Genomic DNA, 22091 nt, shown 5'->3' with positions numbered 1-22091 from the left:
AGCGGCCGCGAGACCACCACTGTTTTCACCACGCCCCTCGTCCGGCGAGGTATGGCAAATCCGACAGCGACGCTCCACACCACCGAGGGCGACATCACCGTCGAACTGTTCGAAGAGAAAGTCCCCCGAACGGTGGGGAACTTCATCGGCCTCGCGACGGGCGAGCGCGAGTGGACGCACCCGGAGACCGACGAGCGGGTCACCGACGAACCGCTGTACGACGACGTGCTCTTTCACCGCATCATCGAGGGCTTCATGATCCAGTGTGGGGATCCGACCGGCACCGGCCGCGGCGGCCCCGGCTACACCTTCGACGACGAGTTCCACGACGACCTCTCCCACGACGGCCCCGGAACCCTCTCGATGGCCAACGCCGGGCCGAACACCAACGGGTCGCAGTTCTTCATCACCCTCGACGCGACGCCCCACCTCGACGGCCGCCACTCCGTCTTCGGTGAAGTGACCGACGGCATGGACGTCGTCCGCGACATCGGCTCGGCCGACACCGACGCCAACGACCGACCGAAGCAGGACATCCTGCTCGAGTCGGTCACTGTCGACCAGTAATTCCGCAATCGTTGCGATTTTCAGCCGGATGGCCCCTCGAGTGACATCCGAGAGCACTCGAGAACCACCGTCGACCCCCGAACCCGATCTCGAGCGGTGTCTGTCCCCCGGAACAGGCACGGTCGCCGGGCGACCGTAACGCGAAAGACCACCGCGTCCCGAGAGACGGGTAATGAGCGAGACAGACGACCGCCCGCGACCGAGCGAGGTCGGCTCGAGCGACGGGCCGCCAGTCGACGAAAAGCCGTACAAGATCATCTTCGAGGCGAACAAGTGCTTCGGGGCCGGGAAGTGTGCCGAAGTGAGCGACAACTGGGAGATGGATCTGGCCACCGGCCTCGCCCGCGTCGACTCGTACTTCATCGGCGAGGACGAACTCGAGGAGAACGTCCGCGCGGCGGAGGTCTGCCCGGCGAAGAAGGGCGACGGCTGCATTCACGTGGTCGATCGCCGTACCGACGAAGAGATTGCGCCCGATCCCCACGGCGATGGGACGTTGAGCGTCGACTGGTGAGTAAGTCATAAATTCGATATTTTAGACCAATGGTTTGTTTCCAGAGGTGTTTTCACCGATCTGAGAGCCAACCGTGAGATCGCTCGGTAATAGCGACGGCATACGCCGAATAAGGACGCCACCCCACGTTCCACTCATTTACGAGCCCATCGAATGCCGATCTTCGGGTGAGCTGGATTGGACAGAGAGGAGCGTTCGAATAAACGGTAGTTAGACCCCGAGAACAGGATGTAGAAGGGAGTAGAAAATACGGACAGTAATCAGACAGCTACTTCGACGATTGGGTGAGTGGCAGACATGTCTGTTTAAGAAGTAGTTGTGTGATTGGAGAGGTTAGGACACGGAACGACGAGTGAGTGCGCACATCGAAGCGGTAGCCGACGTTCACGACGTCATCCAGCGCAGTCGATAAATTCACGTAGGAAACCCACCCATTGGCTGCTAATGATCGATCGACCGTGCCGGTTGGGGTGGGGGTATGCCCACTAAAATCGCCCGTCTCGTCGAGACCTACGACCTCGAGTCCCTTGGAGAGGAGCTCGAGCACCGGTGGCTCGGGGAGGGCTACGAGCGCGAGAGTCTGCGAACCCTCGCGACCCGGTTCAACGAACGATTGCTCGACGAGCGGATGAATCGGGCTGGGCTCTCTCCGCTCGACGGCGAAGTCGAGAACACTCACCGACTGCTCACCGACGACGACGTGAGTGCGGGGATGCGCATACAGGCCGAACGCGAACTCGAGCGGGCCGGCATCGACGTCGACACACTCCGCACGGAGTTCGTCTCCCACCAGGCCGTCCACACCTATCTGACCTCGGATCGAGGAGCCGAGAAGCCCTCAGAGCGGACGTCCCTCGAGGATCGCCTCGAGCGGGATGCCGACTCCATCCAGCGCCTCTCGAGTCGGCTAACCGCAGTAACGGAAGACACCATCGCGCGATACAGTGAAACCGACGCCCTCGAGAGCGGGTCGGTCTCCGTCCTCGTCGACGTGAACGTTCTCTGTGAAGACTGTGGCGAACAGTACGACGTCGGGACGTTTCTCGAGCGTGGTGGGTGTCGGTGTAGACAGGAGTAACCCTTCGTCGATCAGCGATCACGGCACGGAGTTTTGACATCCTCCTCCGCGGGAACGCGGAGGAATCCCACGGCTTCGCACCGCTGAGTTGGGATATTAGGGTTTGCAGTCTACCACCTCTGCCCGAGGTTGGAATCCTCGGGAGAGGTCATGAAGGTAGACTCCGGGCTGTGCCAACCAGCCGGTACTCCTATCTTCGTCCAAACTGGCCGAAGACTCGGAGTTACTTTCATTGATATCGAGACGGATGTTCTCCGCCCCGTTCACATCAGCGTTGAACGCGCCATCACACCCCTCACAGACGTACAGTCCACGTTCGACACGCTGACTATCCTCTTCTCTCCCGCAGATACAACACGTCTTACTCGTGTCGCGTTCGGACACTTCTACGACCTCGATACCCGCAACCTTCGCTTTGTAGGTGAGAATCTTCGTAAAGCGGTCGAACGCCCACCCGTGCAGGTCGAGGTTGCCATGGCGACCCCAGTTTTTCGAGTCACCGTTCTCGTCCTCTCGAACACCAGAGAGTTTCCCGACGTTGATTCGACCCACGCCACGCTCGATACACGTCTCTACGATGTGTTTTGCGAGGCTGTGGAAGAAGTGGGTGCGGCGTTCCGACCACGTGTGGTGGTGTCTGGTGGCTGCTTTGCCACCTGAGTTGTCACATCTGGCGATCTCTTTCGGGAAGTAGTAGCCGTCCTGTTTCAGGCGGTTGCCGGGGTAGAGGTCGGCTTGCTCGGTGCTGTATGCGACCGCTGCGAAGTTACAGATACCGAGGTCGACACCAGCCGACTCGGTGCCGGGTGCAGCGGGCGTCTCGATCCCGTCTTTGCAGACGAGATGCAGTTCCCACCGCCCCTTCGCTCGGTCGTAGACAGCACGAACCTGCTGTACGTTCTCGACGGTGATGCCAGGGCGGGTTTCGTACTCGATGAGGATGTACTCCCACGCTTTTGGGTGTTCCTTGTGATTCGCGCCTTTTGAGAGCCGAAAACGGTTGTTCTTCGAGTCGTGGCGGATGCCGTTTTGTTTCCACGTCACCTGCTACGCGGGTGTTCTTCGTGAACGCGCCGGCCTTGTGAGTCGTAGTAGTTTTTCTTGCGGTAGCCGGGCGGATATGCGCGGTCATCGGATTTGCGTTTTCCGTACCACGAGTTGAAGGATTCAGCGAGCTCCTCCAGAACGCGCTGACTGGACTGCGAGTGCAGTCCTTTGTATTTTGGATGAGTCTTCAACTCGTCTTTGAGATCGCCGTGGTCGGGAATCTCGCCCGTCTCCTCCCATACTTGCCGGGAGTGGTAGGTAGCGACGTTCCAGAGTTTACTGGCCGACCATCCGTGCCGGTCGAGCATCCGTTCCACTTGTGAGTGGTTGAGGATTTTCGCTCGATGTGTACGATGGACTTCCAACACCCTGAACGCCTATATAATAGCTTATAATTGATCTTATTGTAAAGCTTTGGATTGTGAATAGTGGATATCCGGCCTCGTTATCGACGGTGGACAGTGGAGGTGTTGTCGGATTCATCCTGACCCTAAAGGGTCAGGTATTCTCCTCGATTCTGTATAATCGTTCCAATACGGTCGCCCGGAAAAAGGGACGGTCTATAAGTACATCGTTCTCTAAGGGTCGATAATGAGTTCAGGGGAAACCACGACCCGACCACGGCTCGCCGTGGAAAACATCGGCGGAATCGACTCGACGACGGTCGAGTTATCTCCCGGTGTGAACATCCTCACCGGGCGAAATGCAACGAACCGAACCTCCTTTCTGCAGTCGATCATGGGCGCACTCGGCAGCGATCAGGTCTCGCTCAAAGCCGACGCCGAGTCCGGCTCAGTCAGACTCGAGATCGGCGGCGAAACGTACGAACGTCACTTCGAACGGCGAAGCGGCCAGGTCGTCAGCTCAGGCAATCCGTATCTCGACGACCCGACGCTGGCGAATCTCTTTGCGTTCTTGCTCGAGTCGAACACCGCTCGCCGGGCCGTCAGCCAGAAAGAAGATCTACGCGAAGTGATCATGCGGCCGGTCGACGTCGACGAGATCACCGCCCAGATCGACCAGGCTGAAACCGAGAAGCGCCAACTCGACGAGGAGATCGACCGGGTGACGTCCATGAAGTCCACCCTCCCCTCGCTCGAGGAACGCCGCCAATCGCTCCGCGAGCAGGTCGAGGAGACTGAGGCCGAACTCGAGGAGAGCCGCGCCGACCTGGAGGCGAAGAAAGCCGAGGCCGACGACGAAGACGACGACGAACTCGACGCAAAACTCGATGAGCTCCAGTCGGCTCGGGGCGACCTCGAGGAGACCGAGTTCCAGCTCGAAACCGAGCGACGGAGCATCGACACGCTCGAATCCGAACTCGAGGATCTCACGGCGGAGCTCGAGGAACTGCCGGATGCGCTCGAGACGGATCCGGACGCGATCGAACACGAGCTCGAGACGCTTCGCGAACAGCGTTCGAACCTCGACTCGGAGACGACACAGCTCCAGAGCATCATCCAGTTCAACGAGGAGATGCTCGATGGGACGAACCCCGAGATCACGGCGGCGCTCAGTGACGACGAGGAGGGCGAACTCACCGACCAGCTGTTAGCCGACGACGGGACGGTCGTCTGCTGGACGTGCGGAACCGAAGTCGACACTGCACAGATCGAAGCGACCATCGACCGACTTCGCTCGCTCAGACAGGAGAAAGTCCAGGAACGAAATCAGCTTCGCCAGGAAATCGACGACCGAAAGCAAACGCTCCGTGAGGCACGCCAGACGAAACAGCGCCGACAGCGGGTGAATCGGCAACTCGAGGAGACCGAAACCGAAATCGAGGATCGGAAAGCTCGCATCGAGACGCTGACGGAACGGGAAGACGAACTCGAGGAGACGGTCGAAGAACTCGAGGAGACGGTCGAAGAACTCGAGCAGGAAGACGAGAGCGAGACGCTCGACCGCCAGAAGAACGTCACGGAACTCGAGTTCCGTCTCGGCCAGCTCCGGGACGACCTCGAAGACGTCGAAGCCGAAATCGAAGAAACCGAGGACGAACTCAAGCGCGTCGACGACCTCCAGGCCGAACGGGACGCCGTCTCGGAGCGGCTCACCGACTTGCGGACGCGGATCGACCGCCTCGAGCGCGAATCGGTGGATGCGTTCAACGAACACATGGCTGCCGTCCTCGACGTGCTCGAGTACGAGAACATCGAGCGGATCTGGATCGAGCGAACGGAGCAGACGGTCAGGGAGGGGCGCAGGCACGTCGACAGGCCGACGTTCGAGCTCCACATCGTCAGGCAGGCGGAGGATGGCCACACCTACGAGGACACGATCGATCACCTCAGTGAGAGTGAGCGGGAAGTGACAGGTTTGGTGTTCGCGCTCGCTGGGTACCTCGTTCACGACGTGTACGAAAAGGTACCGTTCATGCTGCTCGACTCGCTCGAGGCGATCGACTCAAACCGAATCGCCCGCCTGGTCGACTACTTCAGCGAGTACGCTGAGACCGTCGTGACGGCGCTGCTTCCAGAGGACGCAGAGGCGCTCGACGAGGGGTATACGCGAATTACGTCGATCTGAACGGATCGGCAGCGACCATTTTGTCCGATGAGCGTGGTTAATCACCGAACGTGATATTCACGGACGGAAGTGTGTCCTCGTAGACGGATATTACACCCCTACAGGTGTAACTCTCGTCTCCTCTACCGCTCACAGCAATACTAACCGAAGCCATACACAAGTGCAAAAGTATCGTATTTATTAACCAAAATTGGTGGCGAGAAACCTCGCTCCGTCTCGAGTTATCCGGGGCACAATTTCGTATGGCCAAATCGCCAGTTTTATCGACTGAACCAGCCGGTGTGGACGTTCGAACGGGTACAGTGTCAGCATCGTCTAACGCCAGACAGACGACCGAAAGCCGAGATTGTACGAAGCGATACTCGTATTGTGATTCAGCCCGTTCCCGCTAGTAGATCGCGAACTCGCCGTCATCGGAGGACGTCCGCGCTCGAGTCGAGCAGTACTCCGTGGTGGCTCTGAACCTGCGTACAGAACCTCTCTGTGGGCGAACCGATCGACCCAAGGTGACAGATAGATATGCATGTTTGTTATATTATATTTGTCGTAGATTTCGTGGTCGACTATATCCGAGAACATCAGCAGGCGGAAAATCCTTCGAGCGTGTCGGTTTGACAGATCGGTCGGCTGTGCAGCACCACGACCGTACCGTGATCCCGACCACTGGCTTTTTGCTGGTGGCTTCGGTGGAGTCGGGCATGACACTCGATCCGGTACACTTCGACGGCATCGCGCGTCTCGCCCAACGGATCGACCACGGTGCCGACGAGCGCGATCACCGGAAGTTCGCCGAGACGGTCTGGTCGGAGTTTCTCGATCCGCTCGTCGACGACACTGGGCGATTGGTACTCGAGCCACTCGAGACCGTCTCGCGTCACGTCGTCGATTGTGAGGGAATCGCGCTCTGTGAGCGTCCATTCCCCACCGAGCACGGACTCGACGCGGGGACGATCAACCCGACGGTGTTCAAGAACGGCCTCGTGATCGATATCGCCCAGGCGGCGATGAGTCGAACCCCCTCGAACCTCGACCTGCACCGCTCGCGAACGGTCGTCGCGACCGTACACTCGAACGACCCAACCGCCCACGTCGACGAAAGCTGGGACGAGTTCGACGAGGGGTACAGCCAATCACGGGCCGTCAAAATCCCGCCACTCCCGCGGTTCGCCGAAGGCGTCGTCCACGCACTCGCACTCTATCTGGCCGAGAGCGAACACGCCCGCGATCACGCCGAGGACGTCACCGACCTGCTCGTTCTCGACGGGCCACTGTACCCGCGTGGGCTCCTGCGCTGGTCCGATCAACATCCTGACCTCGCGACGTTTCTCGAGGAGAACGCCCGTCCGAAGCAGGTGCTCGAGAACTACGTTCGACTCGTCGAAACGTTCGTCGAGCGCGACGTTCCCCTCGTTGGCTTCGTGAAGAACCCGGCGACGCGAGTCATCACCCGAACGGTAAAATCGAAGGGAGCGGACGCCCCCTGGAGCGACGATTCGACGTTTTTCACCCGGATTCTCGAGCGCGGGGAGTACGTCTCGGACGTCGGCGACGACCGGTGGGAGCGAGACGAGTCGAGTCTGACCTACACCGGTTGGTTCCGTTCTCGTGGAGGGGTCGACAGGCCGCTTTCGGTAGACGGCGACGCCCTCGGCGTCGAGAGACAGCTCGAGCCGGCGGCCTACGAGGTGGCGTTTTTCGTGATCTACGATCCTCGAGACGACCTGATCTACCGGGTCGAAGCCCCCTGCGCGATCGTCCGCGACGAGGAGCGACGCGAACGGCTGACCAGACAGCTCTTACAGGACGTCGCCATCGCCCACGGGCCGCCACGGATCATCGAAAAGGCCGACGAACTCGCCCGGATCAGCGCCACCGAGAAGCGGTCGCTCCGTGAGACGCTCGAGCGCCAGTTCGATACGGTCGAACGCCGCAGCTACGACGACAAGCGCTGGGGCGACGAATTCGCCTGAGTGGTCGGCGTGACGGGCCGTCTCCTTCGATGAGCGTTACGGCACGTCCCCTTCGATCGGGTCGTCGAGTACGGACGCCGGCGCGTCCTTTTCGACCTCGAGTTCGACTGCGCCCGGGTCGACGCCGATGCGGGCGAACTGCGTTCGAATGTGCGATTTCGCAGCCTCGAGCGCCTGTTCGCGCGTGTCGAAGCCTCGTGGCATCGGGGATTCGAACGCGAGGTGGATCTCGCGGCCGTCGACGATCTGGACGGTGCCGCCGCTGTCGACCTCGTAGAACTCGTCGCAGATCCAGACGTAGGCCGCCCCTTCGTCCGGGGCCCCACGAAACGACGGAGCCTGCTCGCCCCGTTCGTAGAGCGTACCGGTCAGTTCGGTGCCGCCGGCACGACCGCGTATGAGTAACATACCGTTCTGTAGGGGAAGCAAACGGAAAAACCGGGTGGTTGCAAGCACTGCCTGGACGGATTGAGCCACTGGGTACCGGGCAGCATCGATCGCTGCGTGACGGCTGAGGCCGTCACCGGGATGGAATACGACTCGAGAACGCACGAGACGAATAGAGACAGACGGAAACGACCCGTATGCGAACGAACGGGTTCGCGATAACTGGCCGTACTCGAGTGTTTGCGATCCCGGAGTGTGCGCCGAGTTCAGTCGGGAATTTCCAGCCGAACCGGGATTCATCGGACTGGAATATAAAGAAATCCAACAGGACAGGGTTGAATTGAAAAGGTATTAGGCACTCGTTTCACAGCAGTGATTCATGGGTCAACGTTCACGATTCGATACCAGTTCGGAAGACAAACAGACACCGTCGGTCGATCGAAGCCGTCGCCGATTTCTCGGCGCGACCGCCGGTGCCTCACTCGCCGCTCTCGTCCCCGCGAGTGCCAGCGTTGCCGCAAGCGGTGAGACGGTAACCATCGTCCACGACACCCACTTCCACGGACGATTCCGCGACGCCAACGAACACGACCTCAACATCGCTCGGTACTACACCATCGTCGAGGAGGTACTCGGCAACGCCGAGAACTCGCTGTTTCTCGGAAACGGCGACGACATCGCCCCCTCGATGCTCGGCCTCGAGTACGAAGGCGAGCACATGATCGAGGCCATGAACTACATGGACATCGACGCCGTCGGCGTTGGCAACCACGAGTACGACTTCGGGGCCGACGTCGCGACGGCTCGTTTCGAGGAAAGCGAGTTCCCCTGGGTCGTCGCCAACCTGCTCGACGACGCCGGCGACCCCGTACCCGGAACGGAGCGGTGGGTGACGCTCGAGGCCGGCGATCTGACTCTCGGCGTCTTCGGCCTGGTGTCGACGAACTTCCACACGCTGACCGACTACCCGGCCGACTGGCAGGTGCTCGGCTACGTCGAGGGGGCCCAGGAGGCGGCCGACGCGCTCCGAGAGGAGGGTGCGGATCTCGTCGTCTGTGCCTCACACGTGAACACGAACGTCCACGACACGCTCGCCGCGGAGGTCGACGGACTCGACGCCATCGTCGGCTCACACTCCGGCGTCGTCTACGACGAACCGGAGATCCTCGACGGGACGGTCATCAGCGAGTTCGGCGACGAGTTCAACCACGTCGGCTCGATCACCCTCGATGCCGACGGCGACCTCGTCGACTGGCAGCGCGTCGACCTCCTCGCACCGGACTGGGAGCCCGCCGACGAGGTCGCGGAGTACGACCAGATCACGGCCATCCACACCGACGACATCGCGGAGGATCCCACCCTCGCTGAGCTGAGCGACCACTGGCAGGGCGACCTCGACGAACGCCTCGGCCAGCCGTTCTTCGAGAGCGAGACGGATCTCAACGGCACCTTCGACAACTACGCCGTCGAGACCGGCTTCGGGAACCTCATCACCGACGCGATGGCGACCATCGGCGAGACTGCCGATATCGAAGTCGACGTCGCCGTCCAGAACGGCGGCGGTATCCGCGGGGGCTACTACGAGGCCGGCCCGATCACGGGCGCACAGGTGATGGAGACGCTGCCGTTCCCCAACGAGATCGAAGTCGTCGAGGTCACCGGCGACCAACTCGTCGAGTACCTCGAGAGCGAAGTCCGACCGCACCCGGACGACTCCTTCGGTACCCAGCCGGCGATTCAGGTCTCGGGCGTCTCCTACGAGTGGTGGGGCCACCACGACGAGACCCGGATCGATAACGTGTTCGTCGACGGCGAACCCGTCGATCCCGAGGAGACCTACTACCTCGCGAACAACGACTACGTCGTCGGCAACGATCCCGTCCTGAGCGAGGCCGAACACGTCCACGACTCCGGCCAGTTCCAGGGTCCGTACGTCCTCGAGGTGCTCGAGGAGTGGGGGACGGTCGCACCCGAACGCGAGAACCGGATGATCCGGGTCGACGAGGACGTCGGCGAGGCATCCGTCGACCTCGATGGCGGGGAACTCGTCGTCTCCTTCCCCTTCCCCGAGGGCGGGACGGAAATCGTCGAGGACTCCTTCCGCGCGGTCGTCCGTACGGGCGAGGATCTCGAGGCGACCGGGGCGTCGGCCGACGGCGACACCGTCGAGGTTCGCTTCGACACCGGCGAGCTGACCTCGCTCGCCGCGAGCGTCGACGAACCGGCGCTTCGAGTGTTCGGCGGCTACGATCCCGACGCCGACCACTGGGACTACGGCTTCGACGTCCCCACCTCCGATGGCTACGACTTCTTCAAGCTAAAGGCGAGCCTCGAGGCGACGGCGGTGATCGAGGCTTCGGAAGGTGATGGCGAGGGTGGTAGCGACGATGACGACGGGACGGACGATGACAGCACTGACGACGATGAGGACGTCGTCGTCGAAGACGACGGTGCCGACGACGTCGAGGACGGCTCGCCCGGATTCGGCCCGTTCGCGGCGCTCGCAGGTGGTGCCGGCGGCGCGTACCTCTACTCGCGCGTGAGCGGCGCTGACGAGGACGACCAGGTGCAGGGCTGATTCGGACGGGTCGATTGTTCGTTCGTCGCCCACCTGATTTTGGTTGGCTCGAGGATCGGGTTCATCGCCCCTCGAAGACGTCAATTTATGACTATCGCTTCACGAAGCTGTTCGCTTTTTCAGGACGTGAGCGGAGTCGAACGACCGTGGAATCCGGGACGCGGCGAACGCGACCCGAACGGGTACCGTCCCGAACACTCCGAAACGATGTCGGTCGATACGAAAGGGTGCCGAAAAGACAAACGGTAAGCCGCTCAATCGACTCAGTTCACCCATCGAATGACCGACGATCGTCACGTCTCGCGTCGTCGCCTGCTCGAGTCTAGCGCCATCAGCGCCAGTGTGCTCGCCCTGGCTGGTTGTCTCGGTGGCGATGACGACGACTCGAACGGTGGATCAGAGGGAGAGAGCGACGACGGTGACGACAGCGACAGCGACAGCAACGACGACATCCTCGCGTTTCCAGAGATCGAAGACCCACCAGAGGCCGTCTACCTCCCGACCCACCGCGAGCGGATGCGGATGCTCGAGCCCGTCGAGGCCGGCGACTACCTGATCGGGCCGATGCTCACCTACCCGCACCCGTTCTGGCTTACCGACGGAACCGACGTCGAACGCGTCGACCCGACCGCCGAGGACGACGTCCACCTGATGGTCACCGCCTGGGATCGCGAGACCGGCCACGTGCTGCCGTTAGACTCGAGTCCCGTCTTCGAACTCTATCGGGAAGGGGAGTTCCTCACGGAGAACCGACCCTGGTTGATGATCTCCCAGCAGATGGGGTTTCACTTCGGCGACAACGTTGCCCTCGAGGGCGACGGCAGCTATCGCGTCGAGGGTCGGATCAATCCCGTGGGCGTCCACAAGACCGGGGCGTTCGAGGGACGGTTCGAGGAGGCCGTCGAGTTCGCGTTCGAGTTCGAGTACGACGACGAGTTGCGGGCGCTGGCGACCGATATCGAGTACTTCCCCGAAGAGGAGTGGGGGGAGCGAGGGGCGCTCGAGCCGATGGGGCACGGTGATGGCGACGACGGCGGCCACCACGACGATCGCGATGATGACCAGCACGACGATCACGGCGATGAGCACCACGACGACGGCCACGCCATCCCCTACTCCGCCCTCCCGCCGGTCGACGACCTCCCCGGCACCTACCAGGACACCCTCGAGAGCGGCGACGCCGCGTTCGCAATCACGCTCCTCGAGTCCGACACCCGGTTCGCCGACGACGGCTGGTATCTCGCGGTCTCCCCGCGAACGCCCTACAACCGCTGTGTCCTCCCGCTGATGGCGCTCGAGGTGACGGTCGAGGGCGAGGGTCACGCGCTCACGGAGACGATGGATCACGAACTCGGCCACCACTACGGCGTCGTCCTCGAGTCCGAACCCGATGGAGCCAACCTCGACCTCGAGGTGGTCACCCCGCCGCAGGTCTCGCGCCACCGGGGATACGAGACGGCGTTTCGCGACATGTCGTCGATGTCGACGGTGATCTCGAGATGACCAGTGCCAGGCGTCTCGCCCTCGCCGGGGTAGGTGTCGCCGTCCTCCTGGTGGGGCTGCTCGCCATCGTCGCAGTCGGGGGCGGTTCCGTCACCGCAGGCGACCAACTCGCCGTGATCGACCCGACGCCCCACGAGGTCGAAGCCGAACCAGGGGAGACGTTCGAAGTCGACGTCGTCATGCGAAGCGAGGGTGGCCACGGCGGCGAAGGCGTCGCCTCGTTCGAACTGGTCGGCCAGTACCATCCCGACTACCTCGAGATCGTCGCCATCGAGTCCGGCGACTGGCTCGAGCAGGGCGACGAGACGGAGATCACCGAGGAACAGGTGATCGCCCACGAGGCCGGTACAGCGATCCTCGAGCAACGACGTGATCCCGTCGCCGACGGTGCCAAAGGACAAGATCGCGTGGCAACGGTAACCGTCCGCGTGCTCGAGAACGCCCCCGCCCACGAGACGACGCTCTCCTTTGGCGACTCGGGCGTCTACCTCGAGCGAAAGTTCCCGTTAGCGATCCACCATCGCGAGGTGACTGTCTCGGTCGACGGCGGTGGAGAACCACACGAACCGTTCGATCATCCGGATCCGAGCGATCGAGAGAGCCTCGAGTCGATGACGGCGGACGAGAACGAGACGGACGGTGGCGACGACACGGACGAGGGCAGAGTCGATGGAACGAGTGGTTCCGAAAGCGACGCCGATGCGGGTACTGAAGCCGACGATGCCGATGGAGCGGTGACCGACGAGAGCGATGATCCGATTTCCGGATTTACGGCAGTCGCCGGTGCAGGGGTACTACTCGCCACGCTCGTCGCTCTTGCCGGCATTGCTCGCCTCGGTGGACGCGACGCTCGAGGCCCCAGCAAACGGTGACGAAACGGCCATCTGTATTACTGCAAAAATTGTAGTGAATTGGCATAGAGATTATAGTTATCGTCAACAGGGGGTGAGAGCGTGTCAAAATCACGCATGCCTGGGCTACCACTTTTACCCCACGGCACTTCCGAACGGGCATGACGACGCTCTTCCCGGATCGACTCGAGACCGATCGCTTGCGTCTCGAGGCGGCCGATCCGGATCGCATCGACGTCGACGAACTGTACGCCGCATATGCCCGGGACGGCCTCGAGGACGAATCGGTGTTCGAGTACGTCCCGCTCTCGCCGTACGAGACACCACACGACGCCCTCGAGTTCCTCGAGTCGGTGGCCGAGAAGCGAGCGGAGGGAGCGGCGGCGACGTACGTGATCCGTCCCCGAGAAGGCGAAGACGGGGCCGGCGATTTCGCTGGGACGACCACCATCTTCGTCGACTGGGATCGCCACCTGGCCGAGTTGGCCATCGTCCTCCGGAAACGCTTCTGGGGACGGGGGTACTCCGGCGAACGCGCTCGTGCCTTGCTCGAGGTGGCCTTCGACCGACTGGATCTCGAGGCGGTCGCCGTCTCCTGTCTGCCCGACAACGAGCGCTCCCGGCGAGCCATCGACCGGTACGTCGACCGCGCGGGCGGGCAGTACGAGGGACACCTCCGCAACGTCCGCACCCTCGAGGACGAGCCGGTCGATCTGCACCGGTATACGATCGCACGGGAGGAGTTCGAGGCGAGTCGAGGGGAGGAGTACGCTGCTCGAGGCGCGGATCGAACGACTCGAGCCAGCAAAGTCAGCACCGAAGCCGAACCGACCGTCGGCCCCATCGCCGCCGAAACGACCGCGACGACCGACGACCACCCGCTGTTTCCCGGCACGATCGAAACCGATCGGCTTCGCCTCGAGGCGCTCCACACCGACGCGGTCGACGCCGACGGCCTGTTCGCGCTCTACGCGATCTGCTCGTCGGATCCGGACATCGAGGAGATCACCGAGTACCTCACCTGGGATCCCCACCGGACGCCGAAGGAGACCCTCGAGTTCCTCGAGTACGTCAGCGAGAAGTGGGATGTATCGACCGGCGGCTCCTACGCCATCTACCCCCGTTCGGGCGAGGACGGTGACGGCGAATTCGCCGGAGACGCGGGGTTCGGCATCGACTGGGAGGCGCGAACCATGACCCTCGGCGTCTGGCTGCGCAAACCCTTCTGGGGACGGGGCTACTCGGGCGAGCGGGCGACGGCGTTCATGGAACTCGCGTTCGAACACCTGGATCTCGAGGTCGTCACGGTCACCGTACTCGAGGGGAACGAGCGCTCCAGACGGGCGATCACCCGCTACACTGAGGCTCGTGGCGGCGGCTGTGAGGGACGCGTGCGCAACTGGCGCGTCCAGGACGGCGAGCCCGCGACCCTGTACCGGTACACCGTCTCGAGAGAAGAGTATCAGGACAATCAGCCCGACGTGACGGTGCGGATTCCGGAGTCGGCTACGATCGATCGGTGACCGAATCGCGGGCGATCGGCGACTGCATCACGAGTGATCGGCGACCACACCGGCGAACGTGCCTGCCACCGTTCCGGCGACCGCACACACCGCAGTCACATCACGCTCGAGATCATGTACACGTTGATACACACCGCGAGCACCCACGGCAGCGCCAGCGCCGCCGGGATGATCGGCCGGTAGGCCTGCTCGAGCACCGTCCGGCAGAGCAGGGCGACGGCAACCGCGAACCCTTTCAGCGCGAGCATCCCGAAGACCCCCCACTGTTCGATCGCGTTGCGGGCGACGGGGTTCGATTCCGCCAGCCCGAGGTGTAGCCCGACGAACGTCGTCACCAGATCGCCGACCAGCGAGAGGCCGACGACGACCCAGAGCAGGCGCTCGAGGTCGTCCATCTGCTCGAGGTCGATCGAGAGGCGGCGGTGCCATCGCCACTGGAGGCCGTCAGACCGCATACGCTCCCCACCGGAGTCGAACCGGCGTCGCATCGTCGTCGATCCCAGCCACCGAGAGCGTTCACGGCTACCGCGATCCGGGCTATTGTTATGGAGCCTCGAGTGAGCGTGTAAGCGGCTGTTACTGCGGAGTAAGCAGAAAGTTACCCTGATGATTCCAGGGTTGTCGATCCCCTACAGTGGGCCAAAGTGTGGCGGACAGCGTGTCAACTCGAGGACTCCAAAGCCGACGACGCCTACAGAATCGTGCCGTGTTTCTTGCTCGGCAACTCCTTCTCGAGGCCCTCGTAGAACGCAAAGCGATTGGCCAGTTCGTCCCGAAGCGAACTCGGGGGGACGATCTCGTCGATGACGACCTCGCTGGCCATCCGGTGGATGTCGATGTCCTCGCGATACTCCTCGCGTAGTTGCTGTTCCATCTCGGCGCGCTCGTCGTCGTCCTCGATCTCCGACAGCTTGCGCGCGTAGACGGCGTTGATAGCCGCCTCCGGCCCCATGATCGCGATTTCGCCCGAGGGGAGGCCGATGACGCTCTCTGGATCGTAGGCTGGCCCGCCCATCGCGTAGATCCCCGCCCCGTAGGCTTTCCGGACGATCACGGTCTGTTTGGGGACGGTTGCCGAGGAGGTCGCGTAGATCATCTTCTTCCCTTTCTCGAGGATGGCATCCTTCTCGACCTGGGAGCCGGCCATGAAGCCGGGCGTGTCACACAGGTACAGCAGTGGAATGTTGAACGCGTCCGACTTCCAGATGAACTCGGCGGCCTTCTCGGCGGCGTCGGGGAAGATCGCGCCCGCGCGGTGGGCCGGCTGGTTGGCGACGATGCCGACTGGACGGCCGTCGATACGGGCGTAAGCGGTGATGATCTCCTTGCCGTAGTCGGGGCTGAGTTCGAAGTAGCTCCCCGCGTCGACGACGCGCTCGATGACGTCGACCATGTCGTAGCCCCGGTTCGGGTGCTGGGGGACGATCGAGTCGATTCCCTCCGGGCTATGCAACGGGGCTCGAGGTTCCATCTGCGGCGGCTGTTCGTCGGCGTTGTCGGGAAGGTAGGTAATCAGCTGGGCGACGAGTTTCCGGGCGTGTTCCTCGTCGGTCGCCACGAGGTCGGCCGAGCCGGATTCGCTGGAGTGAACCTGCGCGCCGCCGAGTTCTTGCATGCTGATCTCCTCGCCGGTGACCATCTGCACCATCCGCGGAGAGGCGATCGCCATCGCGGACATCCCCTCGACCATGATCGTGAAGTCGGCGAAGACGGGGGTGTAGGCCGCTCCGGCGATACACGGCCCGTAGAGGACGCAGATCTGGGGTACCCGCCCCGAGAGCATCGAGTGGTTGTAATAGTACTTGCCGATCCCCTCTCGGTTGGCGAAAAAGCCGGTCTGCTGGTCGATCCGACCGCCCGAGGAGTCCATCAGGTACAGCACCGGCTGCCCGGTCTTGAGCGCGCGCTGTTGCATCCGAAGGAACTTCTCGACCCCCTTCGCGGCCATCGAGCCGCGTTTGACCGTGTAGTCGTTGGCCATGAAGTGAAGGTCGCGGCCCTCGAACGTCGCCCCGCCCGTGATGAGCGCGTCCGCGGGCAGGCGATCGTCGGCGTCGAACTCGGCGAACCGGCCGTCCTCGAAGAGGAACGCGCTGCCGTCGGAGTCGAACCAGAGGTCGAGACGGTCGCGCACGAACAGTTTCCCCTCATCGGGGAGCTGTTCTTTGTACTTCTCGTGGCCGCCCTCGAGGATCTCCTCGATCTCTTCGATGAGTTTCTCCTCGCGTTCGGTCGGCCCGAGGTCGGCGGCTGGTGCTGGTTCTGACGGCGATTCGCTGCCGTCGTCGGTCGTCGCCGATTCCGGCGGTTCGGCCACGGCCGCGGGCTCCTCGCCATCACCGACGTACACTTCGACTTCGTCGCCGACGTACTCGGCGAGGGCCGCCCCGATCGCCGACGCTTCCTCCGCGGATGCACCCGATCCGATACGAACGTCCATGGCAATTTCTGCGAGGAGCGGGGAAAAACCGTTTTCCCTTTTGCGGTGACCGCAGGAAACGGATCCCTACTCGAGATGCAACCTCCTGTGGTCACGAGCGACCCCACCACGTGTGCACGTGTGGCGCGTCGATCGGAACCGAAATGCGAACGATTCGCTGTATGTCTCGCCCAACGGTCGGCTGTGGGTCGAGCGCTGATCGGCAGGAAAGGGGAGAAGAGACGGAACCCGGTTCGAGGGGGAACCGGGGTTCGCGCCATGCGTCCCCGTGGTCACCAGCACGGAGACACCATGTCGATTCGCGTCACCAATCCTTTGTGTTGGGCTTGATACAGACAGTAGTTAAGTATCGATTGGATGATCTGAACGAGCGACCAGTCGGTGTACGGGAGAATTAGCTATCCCTGTCGGAGCGTCATCTACGAGCGGCCCTCGAGACGATGGTTCCTGACAGTGATGAGACGACCGGACAGCGACTAGCGTCGATCCGCGAGCGCCTCGCACGCGGTATGGATCGTCGGGAGTTTCTCCGAACCCTCGTCGCATCCGGATACACCCTCGGACTCGCACAGTTTCTCGGGGTCGAAGACTTCCTCTCGAGTCCCGACGGCGAGGTGCCAGTCGTCACCGCTCTCGTTCGAGCCGATCCGGACGACCCCTGGTCGATGGAGACCCGTACGCGGTCGGTGCCGGCGGCATGGTACGACCGGGTCTCGAAGGCGTTCGAATACAACGAGTTGCTCGCCCAGTCGACGATCACCGGCTACCTGGGGAGTGCCGTCGTCCCCGGGAGCTACAGCGACGAGAGTGCCTCGATCACCGTCGAAGTGAGCGTCAACCCGGCCCAAATGCGGGAAGCACTCGAGCGGATTACCGACGGCGTCTCGATCAACTTCGAGGCGATCCGTAACCTCGACAATCTCGAGGAGGATCGATCCGTGCTTGAACCGCGGCTCGCTCGAGCGGACTCGAACCCGGCGATTCCTGCGGGATACGCCTGTGAAACCGCGGACAGTATGGCAACCCTTGGCCCGGCGCTGTACGATCCGGAGGGGCAAGAACGATACTTTTCGACCGCCGAACACGCCTTTGGGAGATCCGACGCCCCCGAAGGAGAACTCGTCACCCTTCCCTTCTCGGACGGGTCGCGGGTCGAACTCGGGACCGTCGTCGGCAGCTACCCGGTCGCCGACGTCGCGACGATCGAGCCGCTGGGGGCGTACCAACCGAGCAGTACCATCGAGGGGAAGGCGCGCTACGAGATCACGGGTCAGTACACCCGGTTCGGGCTCGCTGACCTGGTCGCCAGGGGCGAACCGCTCTGGAAGGTCGGCGCGCTAACGGGGGAAACGAGCGGCGACATCCAGGGGATTGACGCCGTCTCCTGTGTGACGAGTTCGATCTGTCGTCGGGGGCAGCTTCGATGGGGAGAGGAAACCGACATGACAGACGGCGACAGCGGATCGGTGAGCTTCCACGCCGATCCGGAAGGCGACGATAACAGCGTCCTGATCGCCGGTTTCAACAACGCCCGCACGTGGTGGCCCGGTCAGAGCTACGTCTGGGGAATCGCCGCCTACCACCTCACCGAACAGCACGGCTATCACTTCTAACGATGGTACGTACCGAAATCACGGATTCCACCGACTCCGAACCGACCGATTCCACCGGCTCCCGATCGACCGACCGAACGCTCTCGAGGTACCTCCTCGGAGGTGCTCGGCTGCTCACTGATCTGGTCGTCCTCGGGCTCTGGACGATCTTTCTCACGCTCCTCTTTCTCTCGACGGCCTGGCCCCGCTGGGCGTATTACGTGATACTCGTTGGTGGCGCGGCCGTGTACGTGGTCGTGACCGCTCCCTGGATTCGATCCCCCGAGACCCCGGGATAGCAACCCGTCACGATACCAAACGATTTAGCGTCCGCGCCGACACGCTCACGCATGGAACTGGGTGTCGTCGCCGGCGTCATCGCCATCGGGTTCATCCACGGCGTCTTACCCGATCACGGCTGGCCGATCGCCGCAACGTACGCGCTCGAGCGACCCCGACGCTGGCTTCACGGGTTCGTCGCGGCGCTTATTCTCGGCGTCGGCCACCTCGTCAGCAGCGTGGTGTTAGTGCTCGCGTACTTCTGGGTGAGTGGCTTCGCGGCGTTCGCTGAAGGGCCGATGATGAAATATATCGCCGGAACGCTGTTGATCCTGCTCGGACTCTACGAGTACCGTTACGGGGGGCATGGGCACCTCGGAGATGGGCACGATCACGGCGAACACGACGGTCACGACGGTCACGATAACCACCACGAGGACAGCGATCACGCCCATCGTCACGACCACGAACACGAACACGGCAACAACCACGACCACGGGGGCCACCACGAACACGAACACGGCGACCACCACGAACACGACTCGAGCCGCCTCGCTCAACTCCGTTCACTCCTCCCTGGAAACGGCCACCAGCACCTCGATGAATCCCACGCAGAGCGGGGGCTGTTCACCCTGGGAACGACCGCACTGGTGCTCGGATTCGCCCACGAGGAGCCGATCCAGATCCTGGCCATCTGTATCGGCACCGAGCGCTGTCTCGAGTTGATGCTCGTCTACTCGCTGGCGGTCATCGTCGCAATCATCGTGCCGACGTTGTTGCTGATCGCTGGCTACGAACGCCATCGCGAGACCGTCGAACGCTACACGCGACACTTCCCGACACTCACAGCCGCCGTGCTCATCGTCATGGGACTGGCGTTCATCAGCGGGCTTATCTAGCCGAGAGCGGAAACCGAGAACCAACTAAAACAACTGGAACACCCAGCGAACCAGCCCACACCCATTTTCACCTTCCACGTGGTTGCTATGCCCGATGGCCCGACCCCACGCGGGACACCTGCTGGCTCGTCTCGAGCGACCGCGAACCACCGACCCGATCACGCTCGCCGTCTGTTCCGACATCCACCTCGCAACCGACGCAACGGGTACCTGGAAGGTATTTCACCGCACCGAGCGGCACCTCGAGGCGGCCGTCACCTGCGTCAACGAACGCGACGTCGACGGCGTACTCGTCGCCGGCGACCTCACCCGGAACGGGGCTCCCGAGGAGTTCGATCGGTTCGACGAACTCGCCACCTTCGAGCCACCGATGGTCGCGATTCCCGGCAACCACGACGAGCCGACGACGTTCGACGAACACGAGACGGCCTCGGTCGCGTCCTTCGAACGGCGCTACACCCCCGGAAGCCTCCCCTTCCGTACTCGTATCGGCGGACTAGAGGTCGTCGGCCTCGACAGCCACGCTGCACGACCCGGCGAGCCCGCTGAAAGCTGGGACGGACGCATCGACGCCGAGTCGCTGATGTGGCTCGACGAGGCTCTCGCGGCGACCGACGCGGACGCGACCATCGTCGCCGTCCACCACAATCTTCCGGCAACCGGCGCGCTCTACGACCGCTGGAGCGAGCGGTTACCCGTCGAGGGGTACGTCCCGGGATTCACCAACCCTCAGCCGTTGCTCGAGGTACTCACCGCCCACGACGTCGCCCTGGTCATCACCGGCCACCTCCACTTTCCGGCCATCGAAGACGGAGACGGCGTCAGGGAGTTGACCGTGCCCGCCGTCTCCTCGTTCCCCCACGCGCTGCTCGTCCTCGAGATAGACGAGCGAGGGACGCGCGTCCGCCAGCTGCCGCTCACCGACAGCGACGGCATGGTCGAATCGATCGCCCACGGCTACGAGAAAGACCGCGTCCTGCTGTCGGCCGCCCAGCAGGCGACCTATCCGCTGGTCGACGAACTCGAGTAGGGGTGTCTATCGTGGAAACACTCGAATCTGCCCCTCGATGACTAGAACGCACACAAATCGCCCGTCACATCTCCTCGAGGTCGAGATCGGGATCGCTGATCAGCATCGACTCGATCAGGTGGCGATGCCCGCGTCGAAGCCTATCGGCGACCGCCTGCCGCGAGATCCCGATCTCGTCACCGATGGCCTCGAGCGTCGTCACCCGCGGCGAATCGAAGTAGCCGTTCTCGTAGGCGACCACCAGCGCTTCGCGCTGTGACGCCGTGAGTTCGTTTGCAGAGAGGGACACCCCCTCCGATCGATAGAGTCGGTCGAGTTGAAACGGGATGTCGTGTTCCGAACAGTGCTCGCGGAGGTGAGAAAGCGCGTCTCGATCGGGCACCTGGGCGTGAACGGTGTATTCGCCGTCCCGGAGGAAAACCAGATCGTAGACGATGTTCTGTTGTGTTGCGACGTAATACGTGCCCTGGGTCACCGTCGACTGGTCGTAGGTTACCACGTACTGGCTCCGATCGTCACCTTTCGCGAGAACGGTGTGCTCTGAGACGGTTGGATCGGTCGTCAGCGCGCGCTCGAACTCGGAAAAACGGGTACCGTACGCCGTGAAGGCAAATTTGTGTGGCCGATCGTCGTCCAGAACGATATCGATACCGGACAGACGCATCGTAGGGACAGCAGTGGAGGTGTGACACAGAGCGGGGAGTTCGACAGAGAACTCAGCAATCAATCCCATAAGATCAGTTTGTGCGTCGATGTAAAAGCGACATGACCAATCATGTTGGGGTTACATAGTCAACAGTGCGGCTTTTTTGTCAATATACACTAGGTGTAGCAGTGTCACGATTCGAGAAGACCGGGGGCTCGACCGGAACCCCCCACCACCGGTACGACCGCCCTGCGGACGAATCGCCGAGTGAAGCAGTCGTCATTGCCGTGGCAGCCGCCACCGGTAAAACGGCCGCCCCCACCGCAGAACGGCCGGAGGCGCTGCCACCGCTGTACGACGCCATCGATCCCGAAGCACTCGACGCACTGTTCTCGTCGACCGGGACACGCTCGAGGGAGTGCACCATCGCGTTCACCTACGAGGGGTGTTCGGTCGTCGTCGAGGACGATCAGGTGATTATCGAACTCGAGGGATGACCGTTCGAGAGACCCATTTTCGAGGGACAGCGCGAGAGAACGTCGTTGAGACGCGGCCAGGCGACCGTCGTGAGCCACCGCTCGTCGTCGAGGCGAGGGACGGCGACGAGGGCACCATCCACGGCGCTGCGATCGCGGGTAACCGATCCGGGTGCCACTCA

The 22091-nt window shown here is 62.6% G+C and carries 19 protein-coding genes and 1 pseudogene; 14 read left to right on the top strand and 6 right to left on the bottom strand.

The genetic code is table 11. The features are described from left to right. Positions 1 to 51 precede the first annotated feature (51 nt). From NGM68_RS01595 to rdfA, 3 genes are all read left to right on the top strand, one after another. Entirely contained in the window at positions 52 to 567 is a 516-nt protein-coding gene (locus NGM68_RS01595) for a peptidylprolyl isomerase (RefSeq protein WP_252699913.1), read from the top strand. Between the two features lie 172 nt (positions 568 to 739). Next, on the top strand, positions 740 to 1081 hold the full coding sequence (locus NGM68_RS01590; protein ID WP_252699912.1) for a ferredoxin: 342 nt from the start codon (positions 740 to 742) through the stop codon (positions 1079 to 1081). A 478-nt stretch (positions 1082 to 1559) separates the two neighbouring features. Further along, positions 1560 to 2159: a rod-determining factor RdfA gene (rdfA, locus tag NGM68_RS01585; RefSeq protein ID WP_252699911.1), complete on the top strand. Its 600-nt coding sequence runs from the start codon at positions 1560 to 1562 to the stop codon at positions 2157 to 2159. Between the two features lie 96 nt (positions 2160 to 2255). Here the strand turns inward: rdfA and NGM68_RS01580 are convergent. Then, a pseudogene (locus tag NGM68_RS01580) lies at positions 2256 to 3574 on the bottom strand (RNA-guided endonuclease InsQ/TnpB family protein). A gap of 223 nt (positions 3575 to 3797) precedes the next feature. On the opposite strand from NGM68_RS01580, the gene NGM68_RS01575 reads away from it, so the two are divergent. Together NGM68_RS01575 and NGM68_RS01570 are read left to right on the top strand one after the other, a co-directional pair. Further along, positions 3798 to 5735, top strand: coding sequence for an archaea-specific SMC-related protein (locus NGM68_RS01575; protein ID WP_252699910.1), 1938 nt, complete (start codon positions 3798 to 3800; stop codon positions 5733 to 5735). A 698-nt stretch (positions 5736 to 6433) separates the two neighbouring features. Then, positions 6434 to 7705, top strand: a complete 1272-nt coding sequence (locus NGM68_RS01570; protein WP_252699909.1) for a DNA double-strand break repair nuclease NurA — start codon at positions 6434 to 6436, stop codon at positions 7703 to 7705. A gap of 36 nt (positions 7706 to 7741) precedes the next feature. Here the strand turns inward: NGM68_RS01570 and NGM68_RS01565 are convergent, their stop codons facing one another. Further along, complete coding sequence (locus NGM68_RS01565; protein WP_252699908.1) at positions 7742 to 8113, bottom strand: DUF7113 family protein; 372 nt, start codon at positions 8111 to 8113, stop codon at positions 7742 to 7744. A gap of 358 nt (positions 8114 to 8471) precedes the next feature. On the opposite strand from NGM68_RS01565, the gene NGM68_RS01560 reads away from it, so the two are divergent. The 4 genes from NGM68_RS01560 (at position 8472) to NGM68_RS18235 (ending at position 14547) form a co-directional block, all read left to right on the top strand. Next, positions 8472 to 10670, top strand: coding sequence for a bifunctional metallophosphatase/5'-nucleotidase (locus tag NGM68_RS01560; protein ID WP_252699907.1), 2199 nt, complete (start codon positions 8472 to 8474; stop codon positions 10668 to 10670). 279 nt (positions 10671 to 10949) lie between these two features. After that, entirely contained in the window at positions 10950 to 12173 is a 1224-nt protein-coding gene (locus NGM68_RS01555; RefSeq protein ID WP_252699906.1) for an iron transporter, read from the top strand. Continuing rightward, on the top strand, positions 12170 to 13045 hold the full coding sequence (locus NGM68_RS01550; RefSeq protein ID WP_252699905.1) for a cohesin domain-containing protein: 876 nt from the start codon (positions 12170 to 12172) through the stop codon (positions 13043 to 13045). Before NGM68_RS01555 ends, NGM68_RS01550 begins: the two co-directional genes overlap by 4 nt. 140 nt (positions 13046 to 13185) lie before the next feature. After that, complete coding sequence (locus NGM68_RS18235) at positions 13186 to 14547, top strand: GNAT family N-acetyltransferase (RefSeq protein ID WP_311136051.1); 1362 nt, start codon at positions 13186 to 13188, stop codon at positions 14545 to 14547. 95 nt (positions 14548 to 14642) lie between these two features. Here NGM68_RS18235 and NGM68_RS01535 read toward each other — a convergent pair whose 3' ends face one another. Further along, positions 14643 to 14942: a DUF5658 family protein gene (locus NGM68_RS01535; protein ID WP_252701353.1), complete on the bottom strand. Its 300-nt coding sequence runs from the start codon at positions 14940 to 14942 to the stop codon at positions 14643 to 14645. Positions 14943 to 15238: 296 nt separating this feature from the next. Further along, the gene (locus tag NGM68_RS01530) at positions 15239 to 16987 is read right to left on the bottom strand and encodes an acyl-CoA carboxylase subunit beta (RefSeq protein WP_252699904.1); all 1749 of its coding nucleotides are present in this window, start codon (positions 16985 to 16987) and stop codon (positions 15239 to 15241) included. A gap of 440 nt (positions 16988 to 17427) precedes the next feature. On the opposite strand from NGM68_RS01530, the gene NGM68_RS01525 reads away from it, so the two are divergent. From NGM68_RS01525 to NGM68_RS01510, 4 genes are all read left to right on the top strand, one after another. Beyond that, complete coding sequence (locus NGM68_RS01525) at positions 17428 to 18600, top strand: hypothetical protein (RefSeq protein ID WP_252699903.1); 1173 nt, start codon at positions 17428 to 17430, stop codon at positions 18598 to 18600. A 2-nt stretch (positions 18601 to 18602) separates the two neighbouring features. After that, positions 18603 to 18878, top strand: a complete 276-nt coding sequence (locus tag NGM68_RS01520; protein ID WP_252699902.1) for a DUF8119 family protein — start codon at positions 18603 to 18605, stop codon at positions 18876 to 18878. Between the two features lie 51 nt (positions 18879 to 18929). Next, the gene (locus tag NGM68_RS01515) at positions 18930 to 19757 is read left to right on the top strand and encodes an ABC transporter permease (RefSeq protein WP_252699901.1); all 828 of its coding nucleotides are present in this window, start codon (positions 18930 to 18932) and stop codon (positions 19755 to 19757) included. 94 nt (positions 19758 to 19851) lie between these two features. Next, the gene (locus NGM68_RS01510) at positions 19852 to 20787 is read left to right on the top strand and encodes a metallophosphoesterase family protein (RefSeq protein ID WP_252699900.1); all 936 of its coding nucleotides are present in this window, start codon (positions 19852 to 19854) and stop codon (positions 20785 to 20787) included. Positions 20788 to 20851: 64 nt separating this feature from the next. On the opposite strand, the gene NGM68_RS01505 is transcribed toward NGM68_RS01510, so the two are convergent. Continuing rightward, positions 20852 to 21451, bottom strand: coding sequence for a helix-turn-helix domain-containing protein (locus NGM68_RS01505; protein ID WP_252699899.1), 600 nt, complete (start codon positions 21449 to 21451; stop codon positions 20852 to 20854). Between the two features lie 170 nt (positions 21452 to 21621). On the opposite strand from NGM68_RS01505, the gene NGM68_RS01500 reads away from it, so the two are divergent. Next, a complete protein-coding gene (locus NGM68_RS01500; RefSeq protein WP_252699898.1) occupies positions 21622 to 21930 on the top strand; it encodes a HalOD1 output domain-containing protein in 309 nt (102 codons plus the stop codon). On the opposite strand, the gene NGM68_RS01495 is transcribed toward NGM68_RS01500, so the two are convergent. Next, a complete protein-coding gene (locus NGM68_RS01495; RefSeq protein ID WP_252699897.1) occupies positions 21903 to 22088 on the bottom strand; it encodes a hypothetical protein in 186 nt (61 codons plus the stop codon). The two genes, NGM68_RS01500 and NGM68_RS01495, sit on opposite strands and share 28 nt — an antisense overlap. Positions 22089 to 22091: the final 3 nt, after the last annotated feature.

Source organism: Natronosalvus vescus (assembly GCF_023973145.1).
GTDB lineage: Archaea > Halobacteriota > Halobacteria > Halobacteriales > Natrialbaceae > Natronosalvus > Natronosalvus vescus.
This window is presented reverse-complemented; position numbering and strand designations above follow the sequence as displayed.